The sequence below is a fragment of the Hoeflea sp. AS60 genome (assembly GCF_038900115.1).
In the GTDB taxonomy this organism is placed as follows: Bacteria; Pseudomonadota; Alphaproteobacteria; order Rhizobiales; family Rhizobiaceae; genus Hoeflea.
This window is the reverse complement of the sequence record NZ_JBBMQP010000002.1, coordinates 1,513,163-1,532,758: the sequence shown is the minus strand read 5'-3', so window position 1 is coordinate 1,532,758 and position 19,596 is coordinate 1,513,163. Positions and strand designations below refer to the sequence as shown.

Annotated in this window: 23 protein-coding genes; 11 read left to right on the top strand and 12 right to left on the bottom strand. The window is 59.6% G+C overall.

The window, feature by feature from the left end:
- Positions 1-16: 16 nt before the first annotated feature.
- The 5 genes from WNZ14_RS17720 to WNZ14_RS17700 all read right to left on the bottom strand — a co-directional run bounded on the left by WNZ14_RS17720 (position 17) and on the right by WNZ14_RS17700 (position 3,680).
- A complete protein-coding gene (locus tag WNZ14_RS17720) occupies positions 17-940 on the bottom strand; it encodes a cytochrome c (protein ID WP_342869938.1) in 924 nt (307 codons plus the stop codon).
- Between the two features lie 40 nt (positions 941-980).
- A complete protein-coding gene (locus WNZ14_RS17715) occupies positions 981-1,427 on the bottom strand; it encodes a cytochrome c (protein ID WP_342869937.1) in 447 nt (148 codons plus the stop codon).
- 201 nt (positions 1,428-1,628) lie between these two features.
- Positions 1,629-2,231 (bottom strand): superoxide dismutase, encoded by a 603-nt coding sequence (locus WNZ14_RS17710; RefSeq protein ID WP_342869936.1) that lies wholly within the window; start codon positions 2,229-2,231, stop codon positions 1,629-1,631.
- A 167-nt stretch (positions 2,232-2,398) separates the two neighbouring features.
- Positions 2,399-2,851, bottom strand: a complete 453-nt coding sequence (locus tag WNZ14_RS17705) for a PilZ domain-containing protein (RefSeq protein WP_342869935.1) — start codon at positions 2,849-2,851, stop codon at positions 2,399-2,401.
- A 205-nt stretch (positions 2,852-3,056) separates the two neighbouring features.
- Positions 3,057-3,680: a LysE family translocator gene (locus tag WNZ14_RS17700; RefSeq protein WP_342869934.1), complete on the bottom strand. Its 624-nt coding sequence runs from the start codon at positions 3,678-3,680 to the stop codon at positions 3,057-3,059.
- A 225-nt stretch (positions 3,681-3,905) separates the two neighbouring features.
- Between WNZ14_RS17700 and WNZ14_RS17695 the strand changes: the two genes are divergently transcribed.
- The gene (locus tag WNZ14_RS17695) at positions 3,906-4,208 is read left to right on the top strand and encodes a hypothetical protein (RefSeq protein WP_342869933.1); all 303 of its coding nucleotides are present in this window, start codon (positions 3,906-3,908) and stop codon (positions 4,206-4,208) included.
- Between the two features lie 78 nt (positions 4,209-4,286).
- On the opposite strand, the gene WNZ14_RS17690 is transcribed toward WNZ14_RS17695, so the two are convergent.
- Positions 4,287-5,546 carry a cation:proton antiporter gene (locus WNZ14_RS17690; RefSeq protein ID WP_342869932.1) on the bottom strand — a complete coding sequence of 420 codons (1,260 nt, stop codon included), beginning with the start codon at positions 5,544-5,546 and terminating at the stop codon, positions 4,287-4,289.
- 229 nt (positions 5,547-5,775) lie between these two features.
- Between WNZ14_RS17690 and WNZ14_RS17685 the strand changes: the two genes are divergently transcribed.
- The 4 genes from WNZ14_RS17685 (at position 5,776) to WNZ14_RS17670 (ending at position 9,001) form a co-directional block, all read left to right on the top strand.
- Positions 5,776-7,152, top strand: a complete 1,377-nt coding sequence (locus WNZ14_RS17685; protein ID WP_342869931.1) for an NAD-dependent succinate-semialdehyde dehydrogenase — start codon at positions 5,776-5,778, stop codon at positions 7,150-7,152.
- Positions 7,149-7,763, top strand: coding sequence for a glutathione S-transferase (locus tag WNZ14_RS17680; RefSeq protein WP_342869930.1), 615 nt, complete (start codon positions 7,149-7,151; stop codon positions 7,761-7,763). The genes WNZ14_RS17685 and WNZ14_RS17680 overlap by 4 nt, the downstream gene beginning before the upstream one ends.
- Positions 7,764-7,784: 21 nt before the next feature.
- Positions 7,785-8,387: an SDR family oxidoreductase gene (locus tag WNZ14_RS17675; protein WP_342869929.1), complete on the top strand. Its 603-nt coding sequence runs from the start codon at positions 7,785-7,787 to the stop codon at positions 8,385-8,387.
- Between the two features lie 167 nt (positions 8,388-8,554).
- Complete coding sequence (locus tag WNZ14_RS17670) at positions 8,555-9,001, top strand: hypothetical protein (RefSeq protein ID WP_342869928.1); 447 nt, start codon at positions 8,555-8,557, stop codon at positions 8,999-9,001.
- 207 nt (positions 9,002-9,208) lie between these two features.
- Here the strand turns inward: WNZ14_RS17670 and WNZ14_RS17665 are convergent, their stop codons facing one another.
- A complete protein-coding gene (locus WNZ14_RS17665) occupies positions 9,209-9,568 on the bottom strand; it encodes a hypothetical protein (protein ID WP_342869927.1) in 360 nt (119 codons plus the stop codon).
- Between the two features lie 172 nt (positions 9,569-9,740).
- Positions 9,741-11,141, bottom strand: coding sequence for a TIGR03808 family TAT-translocated repetitive protein (locus tag WNZ14_RS17660; RefSeq protein WP_342869926.1), 1,401 nt, complete (start codon positions 11,139-11,141; stop codon positions 9,741-9,743).
- A 215-nt stretch (positions 11,142-11,356) separates the two neighbouring features.
- On the opposite strand from WNZ14_RS17660, the gene WNZ14_RS17655 reads away from it, so the two are divergent.
- Positions 11,357-11,914 carry an iron transporter gene (locus WNZ14_RS17655; RefSeq protein ID WP_342869925.1) on the top strand — a complete coding sequence of 186 codons (558 nt, stop codon included), beginning with the start codon at positions 11,357-11,359 and terminating at the stop codon, positions 11,912-11,914.
- Positions 11,915-12,001: 87 nt separating this feature from the next.
- On the opposite strand, the gene WNZ14_RS17650 is transcribed toward WNZ14_RS17655, so the two are convergent.
- Both WNZ14_RS17650 and WNZ14_RS17645 read right to left on the bottom strand, forming a co-directional pair.
- Positions 12,002-12,358 carry a DUF2267 domain-containing protein gene (locus WNZ14_RS17650; RefSeq protein WP_342869924.1) on the bottom strand — a complete coding sequence of 119 codons (357 nt, stop codon included), beginning with the start codon at positions 12,356-12,358 and terminating at the stop codon, positions 12,002-12,004.
- Between the two features lie 149 nt (positions 12,359-12,507).
- Positions 12,508-13,386, bottom strand: a complete 879-nt coding sequence (locus WNZ14_RS17645; RefSeq protein ID WP_342869923.1) for a dienelactone hydrolase family protein — start codon at positions 13,384-13,386, stop codon at positions 12,508-12,510.
- 495 nt (positions 13,387-13,881) lie between these two features.
- On the opposite strand from WNZ14_RS17645, the gene WNZ14_RS17640 reads away from it, so the two are divergent.
- Both WNZ14_RS17640 and WNZ14_RS17635 read left to right on the top strand, forming a co-directional pair.
- A complete protein-coding gene (locus WNZ14_RS17640) occupies positions 13,882-14,295 on the top strand; it encodes a carboxymuconolactone decarboxylase family protein (RefSeq protein WP_342869922.1) in 414 nt (137 codons plus the stop codon).
- Between the two features lie 3 nt (positions 14,296-14,298).
- Positions 14,299-15,273 (top strand): magnesium transporter CorA family protein, encoded by a 975-nt coding sequence (locus WNZ14_RS17635; protein WP_342869921.1) that lies wholly within the window; start codon positions 14,299-14,301, stop codon positions 15,271-15,273.
- A 39-nt stretch (positions 15,274-15,312) separates the two neighbouring features.
- On the opposite strand, the gene WNZ14_RS17630 is transcribed toward WNZ14_RS17635, so the two are convergent.
- Positions 15,313-16,308 carry an SDR family NAD(P)-dependent oxidoreductase gene (locus WNZ14_RS17630; RefSeq protein ID WP_342869920.1) on the bottom strand — a complete coding sequence of 332 codons (996 nt, stop codon included), beginning with the start codon at positions 16,306-16,308 and terminating at the stop codon, positions 15,313-15,315.
- Positions 16,309-16,417: 109 nt separating this feature from the next.
- Between WNZ14_RS17630 and WNZ14_RS17625 the strand changes: the two genes are divergently transcribed.
- From WNZ14_RS17625 to WNZ14_RS17615, 3 genes are all read left to right on the top strand, one after another.
- On the top strand, positions 16,418-17,005 hold the full coding sequence (locus WNZ14_RS17625; RefSeq protein WP_342869919.1) for a TetR/AcrR family transcriptional regulator: 588 nt from the start codon (positions 16,418-16,420) through the stop codon (positions 17,003-17,005).
- 43 nt (positions 17,006-17,048) lie between these two features.
- Positions 17,049-17,522 (top strand): YchJ family protein, encoded by a 474-nt coding sequence (locus tag WNZ14_RS17620; protein ID WP_342869918.1) that lies wholly within the window; start codon positions 17,049-17,051, stop codon positions 17,520-17,522.
- Positions 17,523-17,723: 201 nt separating this feature from the next.
- Positions 17,724-18,584 (top strand): polysaccharide deacetylase family protein, encoded by an 861-nt coding sequence (locus WNZ14_RS17615; RefSeq protein WP_342869917.1) that lies wholly within the window; start codon positions 17,724-17,726, stop codon positions 18,582-18,584.
- Positions 18,585-18,620: 36 nt separating this feature from the next.
- Here the strand turns inward: WNZ14_RS17615 and WNZ14_RS17610 are convergent, their stop codons facing one another.
- The gene (locus WNZ14_RS17610) at positions 18,621-19,532 is read right to left on the bottom strand and encodes a fatty acid desaturase family protein (protein ID WP_342869916.1); all 912 of its coding nucleotides are present in this window, start codon (positions 19,530-19,532) and stop codon (positions 18,621-18,623) included.
- Between the last annotated feature and the right edge of the window lie 64 nt (positions 19,533-19,596).

Here is a 19,596-nt window from a genome sequence, read left to right as displayed (position 1 = left end):
GATCAGGTTGCAGCTGTCATTCCCAGCCGTTTGGCCGTTCTGGCAGGGCTTTCAGATAGGCGGCGATCGCATCCCGGTCGTCGCTTTTCAGTTTTGCCATGTTCTTCTGCACGTCCACCATCGACCCGCCGACGCTGTCGAAATCCGGTGTGAAGCCGCTTTCCAGATAATAGGCGATGTCGGAGGTGCTCCAGCTGCTGATCGATTTTCCGCCCGGTGTCAGGTTGGGGATCACCCCTTCGCCCTCAGGGTTTTGGGCGCCCGAAAGCCAGGCATTGCTGACAAAACCGCCAATCGGGTTTCGCGGCGTGTGGCACTCTCCACAATGTCCCGGACCTTCGACCAGATATTGCCCGCGTTTGATCTGTGGGTCATCGCTGGCGAGTTGGACACGAGGCTGATCGGTGAAGAACAGCAATTTCCAACCGCCCAGCGACCGCCTGATGTTGAACGGAAAGCCGATCTCGTGCGGCAGGGACGCGACCTTGCTCTCAGGCAGTGTCTTCATGAACGCGAACAGGTCGGCGATGTCACCGTCTGTCATCCGCGTGTAGGAGCCGTAGGGAAATGCCGGATAGTAATGGCTGCCATCTGGCGACACGCCGGCCAGCATCGCGTTGGCGAAATCAGAAATCGACCATTCGCCGATGCCTGCTTGCGGATCAGGCGAGATGTTGGGGGCGATGAAGGTGCCGAAATCACTCTTGAGCTTTACGCCGCCCGACAACACCAGTTTGGCGTCGCCTTCAGCTCCGGGCGCTGCGTGACAGGAGGCGCAACCGCCAGCCCAGAACATCGTTTCCCCGGCTGCCGCATCGCCGCCAGTAGCAGCAATCGCTTCGAGCCGTTCAGCAGCAACCGGCCTCGGCGCGGTCAGCACAAATGCCAGCCCAGCGCCTGCGATCGCGGCAACACCTAGTCCGAGCGCCAGCCGTTTCATGACTGCCGCCCGGAAGATTGGAGGTGATCGGCTGAACGCATCAGCTCTTCTTCAGGCGATAGGTCTCATGGCAGGAGCCGCAATTCTTGGTCAGCGGACCGAATACGGCCTTGAGGCCATCCAGATCGGCCGGGGCCGCAGCGACGCCAGCATCGGCATCAGCCTTGAAGGCTGCGAGCTTTGCCTTGAAACCGTCCATGTCGGTCCAGATTGCCGGAGCTGCTTCCGAGTCCATGCCGGTTTCAGATCCTTCGGGGAAATAGTCGCCGAATGTCGCTGCCACTTCGCTGATGGTTGTCAGGGCCGCGAGTGCTGCTGCGGCGTCGTAGTCGACTTCGCCCTTGACCATCTTGGCCATGGCGCCGGTCGCACCACCGACCTTCTTCATCATTTCCTGGCGAACAACCTGCGGCTCGTCGGCAGCAATTGCGGGTGCAAACGCTGCAGCGCCGATGAGGGCTGCGGCAAACAAAGTCCGAAATTTCATGAAGTCTCTCCTGCGGTGGTTGATCGGTTGGATATGGTGCCCCTAGTGCATGATTACATTCTGTGGATGTCAGGGAAGTCAAAAGTTTGTGAACAGTGTGTTATCTGGTACGAAATCAAACCAAGCTTGGATCAGCCATAAAAAAACCCGGCGAGGTGTCGCCGGGTTTCCTGGTTTTCTCAGTCAGTGCGGTATCTTTGCTCAGACAGCCGCTTCGTACATTTCTGCGACATGATCCCAGTTGATCAGATTGTCGACAAACGCCTCGAGGTACTTCGGACGGGCGTTGCGATAGTCGATGTAGTAGCTATGCTCCCACACGTCGCAACCCAGAACCGGGGATGCGCCATGCATCAGCGGGTTCTCGCCGTTCGGGGTCTTCATGATCTCGAGCTTGCCGTCCTTGACCGCGAGCCAGGCCCAGCCTGAACCGAACTGGCCAACGCCGGCAGCCACGAAATCAGCTTTGAACTTGTCGAAGCCGCCCAGATCCGAGTTGATCGCCTTTTCAAGCGAGCCCGGCATCTTGGAGCCGCCGCCGCCCTTCTTCATCCACTGCCAGAAATGCATGTGGTTGTAGTGCTGGCCAACATTGTTGATCAGTCCGGCGTTCTTTTCATCAAAGGCTGCCTTGCAGATCTCTTCAATCGACTTGCCGGCAAGCGGGCTGCCTTCAAGCAATTCGTTGCCCTTGGTGACATAGGCCTGGTGGTGCTTGTCGTGGTGGAACTCAAGCGTCTCGCGCGACATGAACGGCGCAAGCGCGTCGTAATCGTAGGGCAGGGCTGGCAGTTCGAGGGCCATGTGTCTCTCCTAATTTGTGATTGCTTGCGAGGTGTTACCCCCGTCATGAGTTGCAACATAAGGGGGCGGGCTCACCGTAGCAACGGGGCCACACCAAAAAGGTTCCGGCCAGTTGCAGAAAACGCGGTTGGCGGAGGGACTGAACTGTCGCGTCTGCGGGCAGTGTTTCAGCGTGTCCTGCGTCCGAAACCACCCAATTGCGGACGCTTCGGCGCAAGCGGTCTGGCCTGATCGCGAAATATCGGCGCAGGTGCGGTGACGGTCGCGATGTTATCGCTCGGCGGTTCTGGCGTCAGCACTTGCTGACGCGCTTTTCCGGTGATGATTTTCTCACCCACGAACCGTACTCCGCACTCGCTGCCTTTTTGCCAGACGCGTTCGCATTCGATCTTGTAGCCGTCGATATCGACATGAAGGGTGAATCTGTCGGGAACGAACCAGCCACCCTCGAATATCACCCGTGCCCCCGTCGCGCTCACGTCGCGCAAGGTGCACGGAATGGCACTGAATTCATGATTGAATGCCGCGTGGGCGCCCTTGAGCACTTTTGAGCGGGACGCGCGGTGATCGCCGGGATTGGCTTCACCGGTTGGGTCATTCGGTTCGTGGCTGTTCACCATCGCTTTTTACCATCTGCACTTTGATGCGTACTGTTAAATGCTCCCGCTGCTGGTATGGCAGAAACGGGTTAGGATGGTGTTAAAGCAATATCTAATTTATAGGTGTCGGCCTTGCAGATATCCCGCAGAACGGGAAAGTTGGGTCTTCAGTAGCCGACTGAGGCTCTCCGGCCAGAGGCAATCTGATCAATCAGTTGCCGCCTGTTCAGCGCTCCGCCAGCGCCAGCCGCAACCCCATCAGCCCGAAGGCCGACGCGAAGGACCTCTTGACCAACCGCATCACCTTGGGCCGCGAAATCACATGGTCGCGTGCCTGCGCCGCGAGCAGGCCGTAAAGCACGAACACGATGAAGGTGATCGCCATGAACACCGCCGCCAGTCCGAACATATCGACCGTGGCATTGGCTGCGCTCACATCCACGAATTGCGGCATGAAGGCGAGGAAGAACAATGTCAGCTTCGGGTTGAGCAGATTGATCAGAATGCCTGCGCCAATGATCCGCATCGGCTTGTGTTGTTTGAGTTCGTCGGTCCCGGACGCGTCAATCGACAGCGCGCCGCTGTCGCGCCACATCTGCCAGGCCATGTAGAAAAGATAGAGAACGCCTAGGTATTTGAGCGTCTGGAAGGCAATCGCGCTGGCATGCAACACGGCGGCCAGCCCCGCCACCGACGCAGCCACGTGCGGTACGATCCCGAGCGTGCACCCGAACGCCGCCAGCATCGAGGCTCGCGCACCCTGAGTTAGCCCCGCCGCCAACGTATAGATCACGCCGGTACCTGGCAGGAGAACAACGATCAGCGTGGTGATGAGGAATTCAAGCGACATGGTGCAGGTCTCCGGCGTGTGATGGCGCAAGAGTGGCCGCAGGCGAGGGCGGATGTCAATCTGCGCGTGCCACTGCCAAGAACCCACGCGTAGTGCGAATGGAGCCGCACGGGGCAACCGTGGGGGGAAGTCCACTTTCAGCCGCGAACCGCCAATGCGGGTTTATCTCCGCTGATGCAGCCGATTAAGGAACGATGCGGTCTTGACTGCGTTGGGTCGTGAAAGATGTACCCCACGGAAAATCAGAATTACGAAATCCAACAGCGCGAAGGCGGTTGGGCCTATCTTATTGATGGCCGCCGGTCCCCGACCTATGCGACCAGAGCTGCCGCGACGGAGGCTGCAAAGGGTGAAACCAAGCCCGTTACATTTGATCAGGAACTCGACGACGATCTTGAAGAAGGACTGGAGGACTCGTTTCCGGCCAGTGATCCGGTCTCGGTCACGCGGAGCAGCCACACCGGAGGCCCGGACAGAAGCAATGCGCCCGATCTCAAGCCGTTACCGAAAACCGGCAAGCCGGTGTAGACAGTTTCATCCGAGGCGCTGGCCGGCTTCGATCTTGTCGATCGGCCAGTGCCCTGACGGATGAGGGGCATGTGAAAGTCATTTGCCCTTCACCGCCTCTTCTTTCAGACTGTCCATGGCCCATCCCACGGTGAAGCCGTGCAGGATTGTCGACATCAGGATGACAAGAGCGATGAGAGACCAGAGCGGGGCCTCGTTGGTAAATTCCATATGGCTGCCTGCATAGCACAGGTAATAAATAGAACCGATGCCGCGGACCCCGTAGACAGACACAACGGCTCTGTCCCGTCGCTTGAGATCTGTGCCGAGCAGGGCAACCCATCCCGACAGCGGGCGGATCACCAGAATCAGCAACAAGGCGACCGCAAAGTGCGTCCATGTCAGATCTGCGAACAGGATTGGCATGACACTGCCCAGCGCAATCAGCAGCAGCGCGGTCAGCGCATGCTCGATGGATTCGGTGAAATCATGCAGTTGCCGATGGAAAGCATGATCCTCCTCCACCCGCCGCAATGTCAGGCCCAGAACCGCAACCGCTATGAAGCCATAGCCCTCGATCAGCTCGGTCGAACCGTAGCACAAGAGCACGCCAGCCAGCGCTATGACGCCTGATCCGGTTTCAGCGAGGACTGATCCCCTCGGTACGGAAAAAAGGATGTACCCCAACACTCTGCCGCCGAGCCATCCCATGCCGATGCCAAGAGCGATGCGGTAGACAATATCGCGCAGGAACCAGTCGAGGGCCCAGCTTCCAGGACTCAGACCTTCGGCCGCGACAATCAGGCCAAGATAGACGAAGGGAAAAGCCAGCCCGTCATTCAGGCCCGCTTCTGTCGTCAAGGTAAAGCGCACCGGGTGCTCCGCGCCTTCATGCGGCGGCCCGACCTGAACATCCGATGCCAGCACGGGGTCCGTTGGCGCCAGCACTGCGCCGAGCAGGATCGCACCGGCGACTGTCAGCCCGACAAGCCCCACCCCCAACAGCGCCACCGCCAGAATGGTCAGTGGCATGGCGATGCCGAGCATGCGCGACGTGCCTATCCAGCGTTTCCAGGGGCGAAGACGGTCGATACGCATACCTGCACCGAACAGGGCCACGATAACTGTAAGTTCGCTCACCAGTTCCCAAGGCAGGGGCGTGTCGCGCGGGTCGGGCAGCGGTGGTAGTCCCGGTATCAGCAAGGCGGCCCCGGCGCCAAACAGGATCATCAACGGCGCGGACGCCGGCTCCCGCTTGGAGACCAGACGCGGCAGCCACCGTGCGGCGATAACAATCACCCCGACGACTGCCAGCGCGACATGATAGGAATTAAGCCCGAAGAATGGTTCGTTTTGCATTGTCTGTTTCCGTGCCGGTGGATGGCAAGCCGTTGTCCTATAGGCAAAACCATCCAGCGAATAGCTGGCATGACCTCTGACACTACCATCTTGCCCAAACCACCACAGTCTGCTCGGGCGTCAGGTTTTCATGGATACCTGCGTCACAATGCCCCTCGGAGCAGGTAACTCGGAATGGAACATATAGAAGCCCCGCTCGTTGACGACCGAATTCCAAGAAGGAGTGAACATGTCAACGATCACAACCATCAACCCCGCGACCGAAGAAGAAATTCAGGCCTATAACCTGATGACCGAGACAGAAGCCACCGAACGGCTTGAGGCGTGTCATGCGGCGTTTCTGGAATGGCGCAAGCTGTCCCATGAGGAGCGAGCTCCCTACCTGACAAAGATAGCGAAAAAACTGCGCGACAATGCCGGTGAGATTGCTGCGCTGATGACAAGGGAAACCGGCAAGCTCCTGAAAGATGGACATACCGAAGTCGAGCTCTGCGCGGCCATTCTTGAGTACTCTGCCAAGACAGGCCCACAGGCGCTGGCCGACGAGGAACGCACCCATGGTGCTGAAGGCAAGCGCGGCGTGGTGAGCTACCAGCCGATCGGCGTGGTCTATTCGATCCAGCCCTGGAACTTTCCGCTCTACCAGCCGGTCCGTGTGCTGGCCGCCAGCCTGATGGCCGGCAATGGATGCATGCTCAAGCATGCCAGCATCTGCACGGGCTCAGCCCTGCTGCTGCGTAAACTGTGCATTGAAGCTGGTCTGCCGGAGGATCTGTTCCAGGTTGTCGTGATCGACCACGACGTCAGCGACAAGCTTATTGCCCACAAGCTGGTTCGTGGCGTGACAATGACCGGCAGCGATGGGGCAGGACGGCATATTGGCGCAGAAGCTGCCAAGGCACTGAAGAAGACCGTTCTGGAACTTGGATCGAACGACGCCTACCTCGTTCTCGAAGACGCAGACCTTGAAACCGCCGTGAAGTTCTCGGTCATGGGCCGACTTTACAACAATGGTGAGACCTGTGTGTCCGCCAAGCGGTTCATTGTCACCGACAAGATCTATGATGCCTTTGTCGAGGCCTATGTGGCCCAGATGAAAGACATCTCGATGGGTGATCCAACCAGCAAGGACAGCCAGCTTGGCCCGCTATCGAGCCAGGATCAGTTCGACAAGGTCAAATCCCAGGTCGATGAAAGCGTCGCCAAGGGCGCCAAGGTCCTTTGCGGCGGCACTGCGCCAGACCGGAAGGGTGCCTATTATCCGGCCACGGTGCTGGCTGACCTCGCGCCGGGGATGCCCGCCTATGACGACGAGATCTTCGGCCCTGTCGCTTCCATCATTCGCGCGAAGGATGATGAGGATGCCATGCGCCTCGCCAACGAAAGCCGTTATGGCCTGGGCGGAGGCATATTCTGCAAGGATGAGGAACGCGCCATCAAACTGGCCCGTGATCATTTCGACACCGGCATGATCCGCATCAACTCCTTCGGCGCGGCTGACCCGAACATGCCGTTCGGCGGGGTCAAGGATTCCGGCTACGGGCGCGAGCATGGCGGCTTCGGCATGAAGGAGTTCGTCAACGCAAAGGCGATCTTCCTGCCATGATTACGCTCCACGCTCTCAAATTCTCCCGCGCGACCCGCGTGCTCTGGCTGCTCGAAGATCTCGGGCAGACCTGCAAGCGGGTCGATTATGACCGGACATCCAAGTTCCGCGCACCTGAAGAATTGTCCGAGGTTCACCCCTTGGGCAAATCTCCGGTGATCGAGGACAGAGGCGAGATGATCGCGGAATCGGCCACGATATTGCGCTACCTTGCTGCCAAGTATGGTGACGAAAGCCATCAGCCGCCGCGCGGCACGCCAGCCTTCTGGCGGCACGAGGCGCTCTTTGATTACGTGGAATCCACCTTTGCAGGGGTTGCCATGCAGTCGATCATGCCTGCCTTTCAGGGCAAGGACGCGCCGGATCAGGCCAAGGCGGCGCTCGACAAGCACCTCGCCTACATCTCGAGCGAACTGGGCGATGGCCCGCTGCTGTTCGGGGAGCGCCTGATGCTGGCCGACATCCAGATCTCCTACATTCTGTCGCTCCTGGCAAAATTCGATCTGCTCGCCGAGCACCCGAAAGTCTCGGCCTACTGGCAGGCACTGCAGACCCAGCCCGGATACATCGCGGCGACGGACGCCGCAGGCCCGATGGCCCCGCCCAATTGATAAAACCGTTAGGAACACACTATGAGCATGAACATCCTCGTCGCCGGCGCCACCGGCAAGACCGGCCAGCATCTGGTCCAGGACCTTGTTGATCAGGGCCATAACCTCACAGCGCTTGTCCGCGAAACGTCTGACACCCGCGCCTTCCCTCAAGGCGTGAACCTGCGCAACGGCGACCTCACCGATCTGCAACCCGGCGTCTGTGACGGCATGGATGCTGTTATCTTCGCTGCAGGCTCCGGCGGGTCCACAGGTCCCGAGATGACGGATAAGGTTGACCGCGATGGCGCCAAACGTCTGGTCGACCTTGCAGGCGAAGCAGGTGTGAGCCGCTTTGTCATGCTGAGCTCGGTCGGCGCCGATCAGTCCAACCCCGAAGGCGATCTGGCCCACTATCTCAAGGCCAAACACGACGCCGACGAACACCTAAAGGCCTCGGGCCTGACCTATGCGATCCTGCGTCCGGTTGCGTTGACGGATGACGGTCGAAGCGACAGTGTGATCCTTGGCGAAAAGGTGGACAAGGGCGGCCAGGCGTCCCGCGCCGACGTGGCCCAATTGCTGGCCGAAGCAGCGACCACAGGCCGTTTCGATGGTATGGCACTCGAGATGCAATCCGCCTGATCCTGGCGCAAAATCCACGTCGCGTTCACATAAATGCCCTTGCAGCACGCAATCCGGATGTCGCTCAGAGGTGAACGATATCCGGCGGTTGTCGCCCTCGCGTGAAACGCTGGCGCAGCATCATCAGACACAAACTCAAAACCAATAGCCAATACAGGAGATAAGAAATGAAAATCCTATCGATCGTATCCGCAACTCTTGTCGCTTTGGCAGCAGCCCCAGGCAATGCCAACGACCTTACTGCTCAGGACCTCGCCACCCAAGAAACCACAAGCGGTGAAATGGCTGGGCAGAAAACCGGGCCATCCAATGCTGCCATTTTGGAAGATTTGAGGCAAAACAGCCTCAGCTCTAACGAAATTCTCGCCATCACCGCGGCGGATGAGGTCGAATTCGTAAGCCTTGAAAGCTTCTCGGGAGCCGGTCGGCAAGAGCTTGAAGAAACGCTCGGTTCCACAGAAGATGGCATGGGCGAAGTCCAGACCGCATTCGCGTGGAACGAAACGTTGGAAGCAGTCCTCGACGAGAGGGACGTTATGATCAGGGACCTTGTCGCAGCCACTCGCTCCGATACCGGAACCCTGACGGTCTACATCGATATGCCATCGATCTGAGCTTTTGCGCTGAGTGTGGGGGCTCCGAAGTGGGTGCCCCATATTTTGGCTGAAGCCGCGACCACAGGCAGTTTCTATGCCATGGCACTCGAGATGCAGTCCGCCTGACCGGATGGTCCCTCGAGGATGCCACTTCAAGGCATGAAGGCAGCAGCCTTCATGCCTTTGTGCGTGAGCTGGGCCGAGCCACGCCGCTGGCCGGTTTTGTCATTCCGGGATCAGCCTCTCTGTGCCCGAGCCCGAAACGCCATCAATGGTCCACGCGCCTTCAAGCGAGCCGTCTTCCATCACATCGTAGACAATAAGCCCAACCCCGCCGTTGGTGAAGACGTAGCGCGCGGCAAATGCGTTGCCATAGAGCATGCAGATGCCGTCGGATTCCGTGCCTGTGGCCCAATGGATGTGGCAGGTCGTATCCGAGCTGAGCGTGATCGTCGCCGTTCCGCCATAGCTGCTGCCGTCGAGGTTGGTGCCTTCGACTGTGTAGGTGCCGGCATTCACTTCAGCCTTCGCAATACTCCCCATTCCCAGCGTTGCTGCCAGACAAACCCAAATCAGCTTTTTCATGTGATTCACCCCTGTTGACACCACCCCGCATGCCGGCGGATGGAGCGAAGATCCGCCCGCCATTAATCGGTGTCAATTGGCCGGCGGGGCACACTGAAGGTTTCTTTTTCGCTGCGCATGCGTGAACCCTCGACGCCTCGCTCGGGATGGCGAAGCCAAGCGGCCCAGCCCCTCAGGCCACTGCATTCCGCTCAAGTGTCAGATGCGTAAATTGACCCGCGCCGGTCTTTGCCAGATCCTTGGTCACCACCTCGTTCCAGCGGCAGCCAATGATGGCGCCGCCGGGTGTGGCGTCGAACATGTTGCCCGAGATCAAGGCCGCTCCCGCGCCCTCGACCACCGAGACGGCAACACCCGCGCCGCAATCGCGGATGGTGTTGCCGGTGAAGTTGACCGAACGCAGGAACGGTCCCCAGCCCATCAGCACACCCCATTTAGGGGCGCCCTCGATGACATTGCCCGAGACCGCAGCATCCGCCTCGATCGCCATGCCGATGCCGAACCCGGCATATTCGGCCGAGTAGGGGCCTTGTGTCGACAGGTTGCGGATGATGTTGCCGGTAATCGCAGCCAACCGGCCGCCCTCGTTGAAATTGGCAACCGACACACCCACGGTGCCGCCATCAATCAGGTTCGACGCAATCACCGCACCCTGAAACGAGAATTCCGCGTAGATCGCTGTCTCGCCCGAACGGATCGCCTGGTTCGAGACGATCTGGATGTTGCTGGCCGAATTGGCCCGGATCGCCGAGAATGCGCAATCCGACACAAGATTGTTGGTCACCATAACGTTGCCGGCGCGAAAGATGTTGATGCCGTTGCCGTTCTGACCGGTGCCCCCGGCGCGCGCCGAAATCCGCATCACCCGGTTGCCGTCAATCAGCGTGGCGTCTTCGCCCACCGACCAGCGGTGCACCAGAATGCCCCCATTGGCGCAGTCACGCACGACATTGCGGGTGATCGCAAGCCCGCGGCTTTCAATGGCATAGATCCCAGCCAGCCGTGCACCGGAAATCTCGGAATGATTGATCCGCCCGGCGCAGGCCTCAAGCGTGATGCCGTGGCCGTCCGCTCCGGCAACCGCCATGTCCTCGATCACTGCTTCGCTGACGCCGCGCAGATGCAAAAGCGCGGAGACATGCCCGCCAAGCCGCTGGTTAGCGCCGTCCAGTACCAGGCCGGACAGTTCGATCCGCCGTGCACCTTCGGCCAGCATGAAATGGCCGCGCCCGCCATAGATCAGCCGCGTTGCACCGGGCACACCCATGATCCGGGTTCCGTCCGGCAGGTCGATATTGGATATAACGAAGCTGCCCGGTGGCAACCGCAGGATCCGGCCAGCGGCAGCTGCGTCATCGATGGCGCTCTGGAACCGGCGGCTCTGGTCGTCCACCGCGTCGGGCAGCAGGCCGGCGAGATCGGCATCATGCCCGCCCCGCAGGTCAATCTGGCTGAACAGATCTCCCGATACGGCCCTGGTAACTGCCGAAGGGGCGAGAAGACTGGCCGCACTTGCTCCTGCAAGGCTCAAGAGAAGGTTGCGGCGGCTCAAAACGGGATGGTTCTTGCTCATGTGCGGAAGGTTGCAACAACCGTGCCAGACCCATCTGTGCCGTTATGGGACAGGTGGGGCTTGCTGCGCAGACCAGGCTGGCCTGGTTCAAGTTCCATAGCCTCGCGCAGTTCAAGCACATTGATCCAGCGAACCGGTAGCAAGGTCCCGGCGGAACATCTCGGCTCCCCTCGCGTTACTGAAGGAGATCAAAAACAGCAACGAGGAGACGCGCCATGCAAGCCAAAGCAAACACCAATCCGCTTACCGCCAGCGACGAAGGTGACCGCAAGGGCCTCGAACTGGGCCTTGCGCAGGGCGATGCTCTGACCCGCACTCTCAAGCACATGACCGATGAAATCGCCCATGATGGTGGCGAGGTTCAGGTCGGTGAATATCTGGTCGCCTATGCGGTGGAAGAGGCCGAGGGAATGTATGAACCAGGTCCGGACGGAAAGCTCGTCTGGAAAGAGCCCGATGAAGAGAACGCCCATGTCGAGATCGCAGTGCGAGACGCCGCCGACGGCCGGCTGATCCCTTCACTGAAAATCGAGGCAACGCTGACCGCACCCGACGGCTCGGACGTGGGTACGCACGAGCTGCCGCTACTATGGCATCCCTATCTCTATCATTACGGCCGCAACTGGAAAGTTCCGGGGGATGGCACCTACAAGCTGCATGTCAAGTTCGCAGCCCCGACCTTCATGCGCCACGACAAGAAGAACGGTAACCGCTTTGCCGATGGCTGCGAGGTGACCTTTGCCAATGTGAAGATCAAGACCGGCCAGGACTGATCCGCGCGCTACAAAGCGCGAAAAAACCCGGCGGTTCGGACCGCCGGGTTTTTCAAGTTGGGTAAATGCCTGCAGTGTCTAGCCGTGTCAGACGAACTGCGATAGGCCGGGGATAGCAGCGACGATTTCGTCGATGGAATCGCCTGCGCCGTTTTCACGGGCGTAGCCCATGGTTTCCTTGGCAACGCTGGAAATTTCACCCATGCCAAGACCAAGGCCCATCAGCTTCTGGCCCAGTCCCATGACGCCGCCCATCGACAGCATGCCGCCGCTTGGCGCCTGGGCGATAAGGTCTGCGGAGCCCGGCACGGATGCCAGCATTTCCTTGACCTTGTCGGCAGGGCCTTCCGACTGCAGGAACTCCAGAATGGCGCCGATCGCCTTGGCTGCGGTTTCGGGATCGATGCCGACATTGGTGGCAATGCGAGAGACGAGATCGTTCAAGGGAAATCCTCCGAATGTATGACGTTAACGTAAGCGTAAACGTGAGGTTTGGCCAAGGCAAGCGGCAGATAGCTGATTTTCAGGCGTTATCCGCCGATAAGTATGCGTTCGGTCATCATGACAGATTGGTGTGACAACAAACCGTCAGATCAGAACATTGTGCCCTTCAGGAAGGCAAGCGTCCGTGACCAGGCGAGATCCGCAGCTTCCTTGTTGTAGCGTGCCGCAGAGGTGTCATTGTTGAACGCGTGGTTGACCCGCGGATAGACATGAATGCCAAACACTTTGTCATTGGTCAGCAGCGCAGCTCGGTAGGCCTGAAGACCGGCGTTGATGCGCTCGTCCAGGCCTGCGTAGTGCAGCAGCATCGCAGCCTTGATTGCGGGAACATCCTTGGTGGCGGGCTGGCGGCCGTAATAGACAATGCCTGCACGCAACTCCGGATCAGCCACCGCCAGATCATTGACAAGTCCGCCGCCCCAGCAGAACCCGATGGCGGCAACCCGGTCGGTGGTTCTCGGGTGCCCTGCCAGCCAGGCCCGTGCTGCCACCGCATTGGCTATGGTCTCCGGATTTTTCAGCTCGCTGACCATTTCCCGTGCCGTGTCCTCGTCGGACGGCGTGCCGCCAAGAGGCGAGAGAAAGTCGACGGCCAATGCGGCGTAACCTTCAAGCGCCAGCCGCCGCGCGATGTCGCGCATATGGTCATTAAGGCCGCGGTTTTCGTGCATCACCAGGATTCCGGGCACTGGTTCGGTTGCGAAGGCGGGTATGGCAAGATATCCGCCCATCACGCCGGTTTCGCCCAGGAACCTGACGTCAGACGTCGCCACCCGCTTGTCACTCGGGGGAACAATTGCTGCATGCGCGCTGTTGGCGGCCAGCAGCGGCGCAATTGCCGCAGCCGCAGCTCCAGAGCCTGCCAGCTTGGTCAGCTTGTCCATGAAACCGCGGCGGTCCAGCGTCAGGTGAGTGTAGTCGTCATAAGCCTGGATCATGGCCTGAGTGACGGTTGGTTTGTCTGCCATGGTCGTTCTCCCGATTTCCATCCGTATGCATACGCGATATTTGTAATTTAGTATGTGTGGACGGCCAAAAAATGGCGGTTCACCCCTAAATTTCTGGGTAAACCGATAGATGATCGGGTTGCCCGTTTCGAACTGCATACCAACCGCAAATAGCCCAGTCACACTGCCGTTAGATTTGGCGCAACAAAGCAAGCCCCGAATTCCACAGCACTATGAGTATCATGGCGACCATAAACAAGTTACCTGAAGCGAAGCTGGCGTCTGCCCGCCCGGATAAGGTGAACGAGTGGTAAATATTCAGGCCTTCGGTACTGCAGCCAATGCACTGAAGAGAAATCGCGCCAGCGAGGATTTTACACTCCCTGCAAGCGAGGGCGACGTCACCACATTATGGTCGAGAACAACGAGCAACTGATATTCGCAATCTTGTGTGGCCTGCTTGTCCAACAGGCGTAATCATGCTCACTGCCTCCAACACAACAGGGATATCATCACGTGACCACTCAATTGCCTCGCCCCGACCTTGAAGCCGATGCTCGCGTCAAGGCGGTTTTCGACGACATCCGCAAGACTCGCGGAACCGATTTCATCAACAATATGTGGCGCTGGCTGGCCCTGGATCCTGGTCTGCTCGAGCGGACCTGGACGGAAGTGAAGGAAGTGGTCAGCACGCCATCCTCGATCGATCCGCTGACCAAGGAGATGATCTACATCGCCGTTTCGGTCGCAAACAACTGCACCTATTGCATTCATTCCCACACGGCAGCGGCGCGCGCCAAGGGCATGACCGGAGAACAGTACGGCGAATTGCTCGCCATCATCGGGCTGGCAGGCAAGACCAACCAGTTGGCGACCGCGCTGCAGGTCCCGGTTGATGACGCTTTCGACGCAAGCAAACCCGGTCAATAGACAATGATCCGGCTGTTTGACCCTCATGGCATCTCTCTGGTCACGCCCGAAGCAGGCGAGGCGGCGTTGCCTGAAACGGTGTGCTGGGCGGATCTGGTTCACCCGACACCACAGGAAGAGGCTCAGGTCGAGAGGCTGATTGGCGTCGAGGTTCCAAGCCGCGATGAATTGCGCGACATCGAACCCTCAAGCCGGCTCTACATTGAAAACGGCGCCGCCTACCTGACGGCCAGCGTGGTCTGGAAATCGGAAACCGATTTTGCCGAAATCGCCGACATCGGCTTTGTGCTGGCGGGCCAGCGGCTGGTCACCATCCGTTATGCCGAGCCCAAGGCCTTCGCCGTTTTCGCGACCAACGCCGAACGCGAATTCTGCGGCCACGATGGCCGCGATGTGCTCACCCGTCTGATCGAGGCGATGATCGACCGTTGCGCCGAGGTGCTGGAAAGCCGCTCGCGCCGAATCGATACCCTTTCGACGGAGGTGTTTTCCCGCGGTGCTGTCAAAAATCCCGAGGCCGTCACACGCGATCTGGAAGCCACGCTCAGTGTCATCGCCAGTCACCAGCGCACCATTGCCAAGGTGCGCGAAAGCCTGATGTCGCTTAGCCGGGTTGCCGGTTTTCTGCAGACGTTGCCGGAAATCGCCAGCGACAAGGCGCTCAAGCAGCGCTGTCGTGCCATTGCCGGCGACATCCAGTCGCTGTCCGAGCATGCCGATTTCATCTCGGAAAACATTGTCTTCCTGCTCGACGCCTCGCTTGGTCTGATTTCAGTGCAGCAGAACCAGGTGATGAAGGTGCTTTCGGTCGGCTCGATGGTATTCCTGCCCCCGACCTTCATCGGCACCGTCTACGGCATGAACTTCCAGGACATGCCAGAGCTCAACCAGCCCTGGGCCTATCCGATCGCACTTGCGGTGATGGCAGCCTCGGCGCTCGGCCCATATCTCTGGTTCAAGCGCAAGGGCTGGTTCTAGAACCAGCATTGGGCCTGATAAGCTTGGGTCGCCTGACCCTCAGTGGAAGAACGTGCTAAGCCCGACCGCCTTCATGCTTTCATCCCACAGCAGTTTTTCGGCTGATGAATTGCGTTCCGGCGGTAGCAGCAGGGCGGGAGCAAGCTTGGTCTTGGCATCCGGGCCCAGAAAGCTCCCGCTTGGCAGATCCTGCTCGCAGCAGCAGCGGGCGAGACCGCAGGTCCCGTCCTCTACTGTCTGGGCAATTTTGAGCGTCGACCAGAGCACGTAGCGGTCAAGCCAGCGATCTCCGCCGGCTGTCTTGGTCTTGCCTTGCAGGCCGCTGTCCGTGGCGCCGGGGTGCGCGCAATAGATCTTGATCCGGTTGCCCTCCCGCTCCCTGGCATGGTCATCAAGCGCATAGGTGAACATCAGGTTGGCGAGCTTGCTCTGCTGGTAGCGCACCCATTTGTCCATGCCGGGAAAACCGTCGCCACCCAGATTGCCGCCGTTTGCCTGCAGATATTTCGCCATCAGCGGCTTGTTCGGCCGGTTACGCGCTCCGGAGGAATGGTTGACCACGCGGGCTTCGCCGCGCAGTTCTGCCGCCTTCTCGAGCAGCGGCCAGACCTCGTGGGTCAAAAGGAAATGCGACAGGTGATTGGCCTGCATCTGCTCGTCAAACCCGTCCTTGGTTGCCCGGTCCGGCGTGCCCATGATCCCGGCATTGTTGCACAGGACATCGCAGCCGGTTTCGCCAAATTGCGCCCGCAAGGCTTCGCCCGCGGCGCGAACGCTGGCAAAACTCGACAGATCGCAAGCCACAAGCGTCGCATCAAGGCCCTTGTCAGTGAGGGCTTTCAAGGCCTTGTTCGCACGCTCCGAGGCGCGGTTCAGCATAACGACCTTTGCGCCCAGTTCGCCGCAGGTCTTGGCCAGAACCATCCCCATGCCCGAGGTCGATCCGGTGATCATCACGGTCTTGCCGGCCATTGAGGGGAAGCCCTTGACCAGTTCGGTGTAATGTTTGGTGACAGGGGGTGTCCGCGCAGCCATGAGTGCCTCCTGGGGCATGAATGTTTCCAGTGGAAATATAAATGCCTGCGACGTTCTGCGCTGTCAAGGAGATATTTACAGTGGAAATATTTTGTTGGATAAGTTGTTGATGTCAACCGCAAAGACCTATCACCACGGCAATCTCAAGGAGACCCTGATCACATCGGGGCTGGATATTCTCAGGGAGCAGGGCCTTGCCGGCCTGTCGCTAAGAAATTGCGCCGAACGCGCCGGCGTCAGCCACACCGCGCCAAAGAACCATTTTGGCAATCTGGCCGGATTGCTGACGGCAATTGCCGCGCGTGGCTACCAGCAGCTGACCGCCCATATGCAGCGCGATCTCAGCGAAGACGCCTCGCGGATCGAACGCCGCAATGCCGCGTTTCAGGGCTATGTGGAATTCGCCCTGGCACATCCGGCGCTCTATGAGCTGATGTTTTCCAAACACAAGACCAACAGCGGCGACCCGGAACTGCTGGCTCAGGTCACAGCTAGCTTTGTCATTCTGCGCGATGCGTCCGAGGGTCTGGATTGGGACAAGTCGGACAAGCCCGACGCCGATCTGCGTGCCCAGATGATGCTCTGGAGCCTGGTGCACGGCTTCGCCCAACTTTCCGTGTCGGGAAAATTCGACAAGGACATGATGCGCAAGCTCGACATTCTGGATGTGATGCCGGATTTCCAGTACCGCAGCTGATGCTCCGCAAACCACGCTAACCAAGCGCCAAGGACCTGATCCTATGTCCCTTTGCCCCTGCGGCTCAAAGCTTGACTACCCTGCCTGTTGCGGCCGCTACCACGTGGGCACGCTTGCGCCGACGGCTGAGGCATTGATGCGCTCACGCTACGCGGCCTATGCGCTCGGCGAGCTCGATTACATCGAGGCGACCGCCGGCGGACCTGCGGCACTTGTCTTCAACCGTGCGGAAGCCGAAGCCTCGCAACTGGGCACCCAGTGGCTCGGGCTTGAGATTGTCGGGACCAGGAAGGGCAGGGAGGGTGACAGCGAAGGCACGGTCAGCTTCATCGCCCGCTATCGCCACAACGGAGAGGAAGCGGCACTCACAGAGACCTCGCAATTCCGCGGCGTCGATGGGCGCTGGCTCTATTGGGATCGTGACGCAGCACCGCGCGTTTCAGCCCCGGCCCGCATCGGCCGCAACGACCCGTGCCCCTGCGGCTCGGGCAAGAAATACAAGAAGTGCTGTGGCTGATGCGGGGCACGCCTGCATTTCCCAATTCGCGAAGATGCCAATCGTTCACTTGAGGCTCTGTCTGCGTGTGATCTCGTGCTGACTGTTGAAGGAGTCAGCCGTCGATCTCTCTTCAAAGGTGCAAAGCCTGGGCTCGTCAACGCTCGGTTAACCATAATCAGCGAAAATCTGGCAACGTCACTGTTATGAGTTGAGTGAGCCATGGTTTCGCGTCTTGCCTTCGTTTGCGCCCTTGTCTGCCTGGCTACGGCCGGTTGTGCGTCAAAGCCTCCTTCCAGCGTGGAAGCCACGAAAACGGCTTATGTGCCGGTTGTCGGCAAGCAATCAATTCTTGGCCGCAATCAGGACGCGCCGCCGTTTTCCACATTTGACAAAAGCTCCGGGCCATTGGCCGGACGCAGTTTGAGTGTGGCTTCGATTTCCGAGATCCAGTTGCACGACAAGGAGGTCATCCTGACCTTTGACGACGGACCGATGCCCGGCAAGACCGACAGGGTTCTGGATATCCTGAGCCGGTACGGCGTCAAGGCAACCTTCCTGATGGTCGGCCAGATGGCGAGCAGCTACCCGGCGGTTGCGGCAAGGGTTATCAATCACGGCCATTCCATTGGCGGACATACCTACAACCACGCCAACCTGGCAGCCGCGGGCTATACACGCGCGCTTGATGACATAGCCAATGGGAATACGGCGGTCGCCCGGGCAACAGGCACCCAGGTCGGCTTCTTCCGCTTCCCCTATCTGGCTGATACCGGCGCGCTGCGGAGTGCTGCTGCCAATCGAGGTCTTGTCATTCTCGATGTCGATATCGATTCCAAGGACTATTTCAAATCGAGCCCCCAAGCCATTGCCGACCGCACCATGGCAAGTGTTCGCGCCCGGCGCAAAGGCATCATCCTGATGCATGATATCCATGCACGCACAGCGGCCATGCTTCCCTCGCTGCTGTCGCAATTGCAGGCCGGCGGCTACAAGGTCGTGGCGCTGCAGTACCGCCGCTCCCGGGCACCCAAGGCGCTTGTGTCTGCCGCGATCGGCGAGGCGAAATACCGCGCGATGTAACGTGAGGTGGCGGAATGGTGAGCCTTCAATCGGCTCCTACTGCTTGGCCTCCACATCGCGGTTCATCGCGGGCGCGTATCTCCTATGAAAATGCGTGTAGCCTGGCTCGGTCTCGACCAAATGCTCCGCCGCCAGCTTGTGCAGATCCGGCAGCCTGTGAAACGGCACCGCCGGATAGGAATGATGTTCTGCGTGATAGGGCATGTTCCAGGCCAGCCGCCGCACCAGTGCATTGGTGAAGGTGGTGCGCGTATTCTCCAGCATGTTGGCAACATAGGCGCAGCGACCATGCTCGGCCATCAGGTAGAGCCTTAGGAACGGCTGGCCCAGCAGCATAGGAATCAACCAGATGAAGACCAGCACCGTGCTGCCGGACGCAATGCTGCCAGCAAGCAGGACGAGATAGACGCCGATCATCGTCCATGCCTCGCGCCGCACCATCGGGCGTTTGGCGTGCGGGACGAAATCGTCATGGCAGCGCCCGGCGGCATGGCGCATGATTGTTCCCAGATGGTCGATCCAGACCGGAATGCCAGAGATATGAAGCAGATACTGGCCCCAGCTTTCGGGCTTCGGGGACGCCAGTTCAGGGTCCTTGCCGGGCATTTGCGTAAACCGGTGATGGGCGAAATGGAAATAGCGGAACCAGCGCGGCGGCAGAAAGATCACAAATCCGCTGACATGGGCTGCAGCCGTGTTGAGCCATCGAGAGCGGAACGGGGTCTGATGGCTGGCCTCGTGCAGCAGCGTGAACAGGAACACCAGGAGGATGCCCTGCGGCAGCATAAACAGCGGCCAGAACGGCACCCGCGCCACGATCAATGCCGCCATCACGCCGATGGCGCCCAGGTGGAGTGCCAGTTGCATCAGCCCGCGCGCGTCTGATGTCTCGGTCAGTTCCCGGCACTGCTCGGCAGACAGGCTGGCCAGAAAACGCTTGTGATCCATGCGACCGTCATCCTCGGTTCTGCAGTAGTCTAGCTCACATTCACACCCTCGCGATAGCACCGCG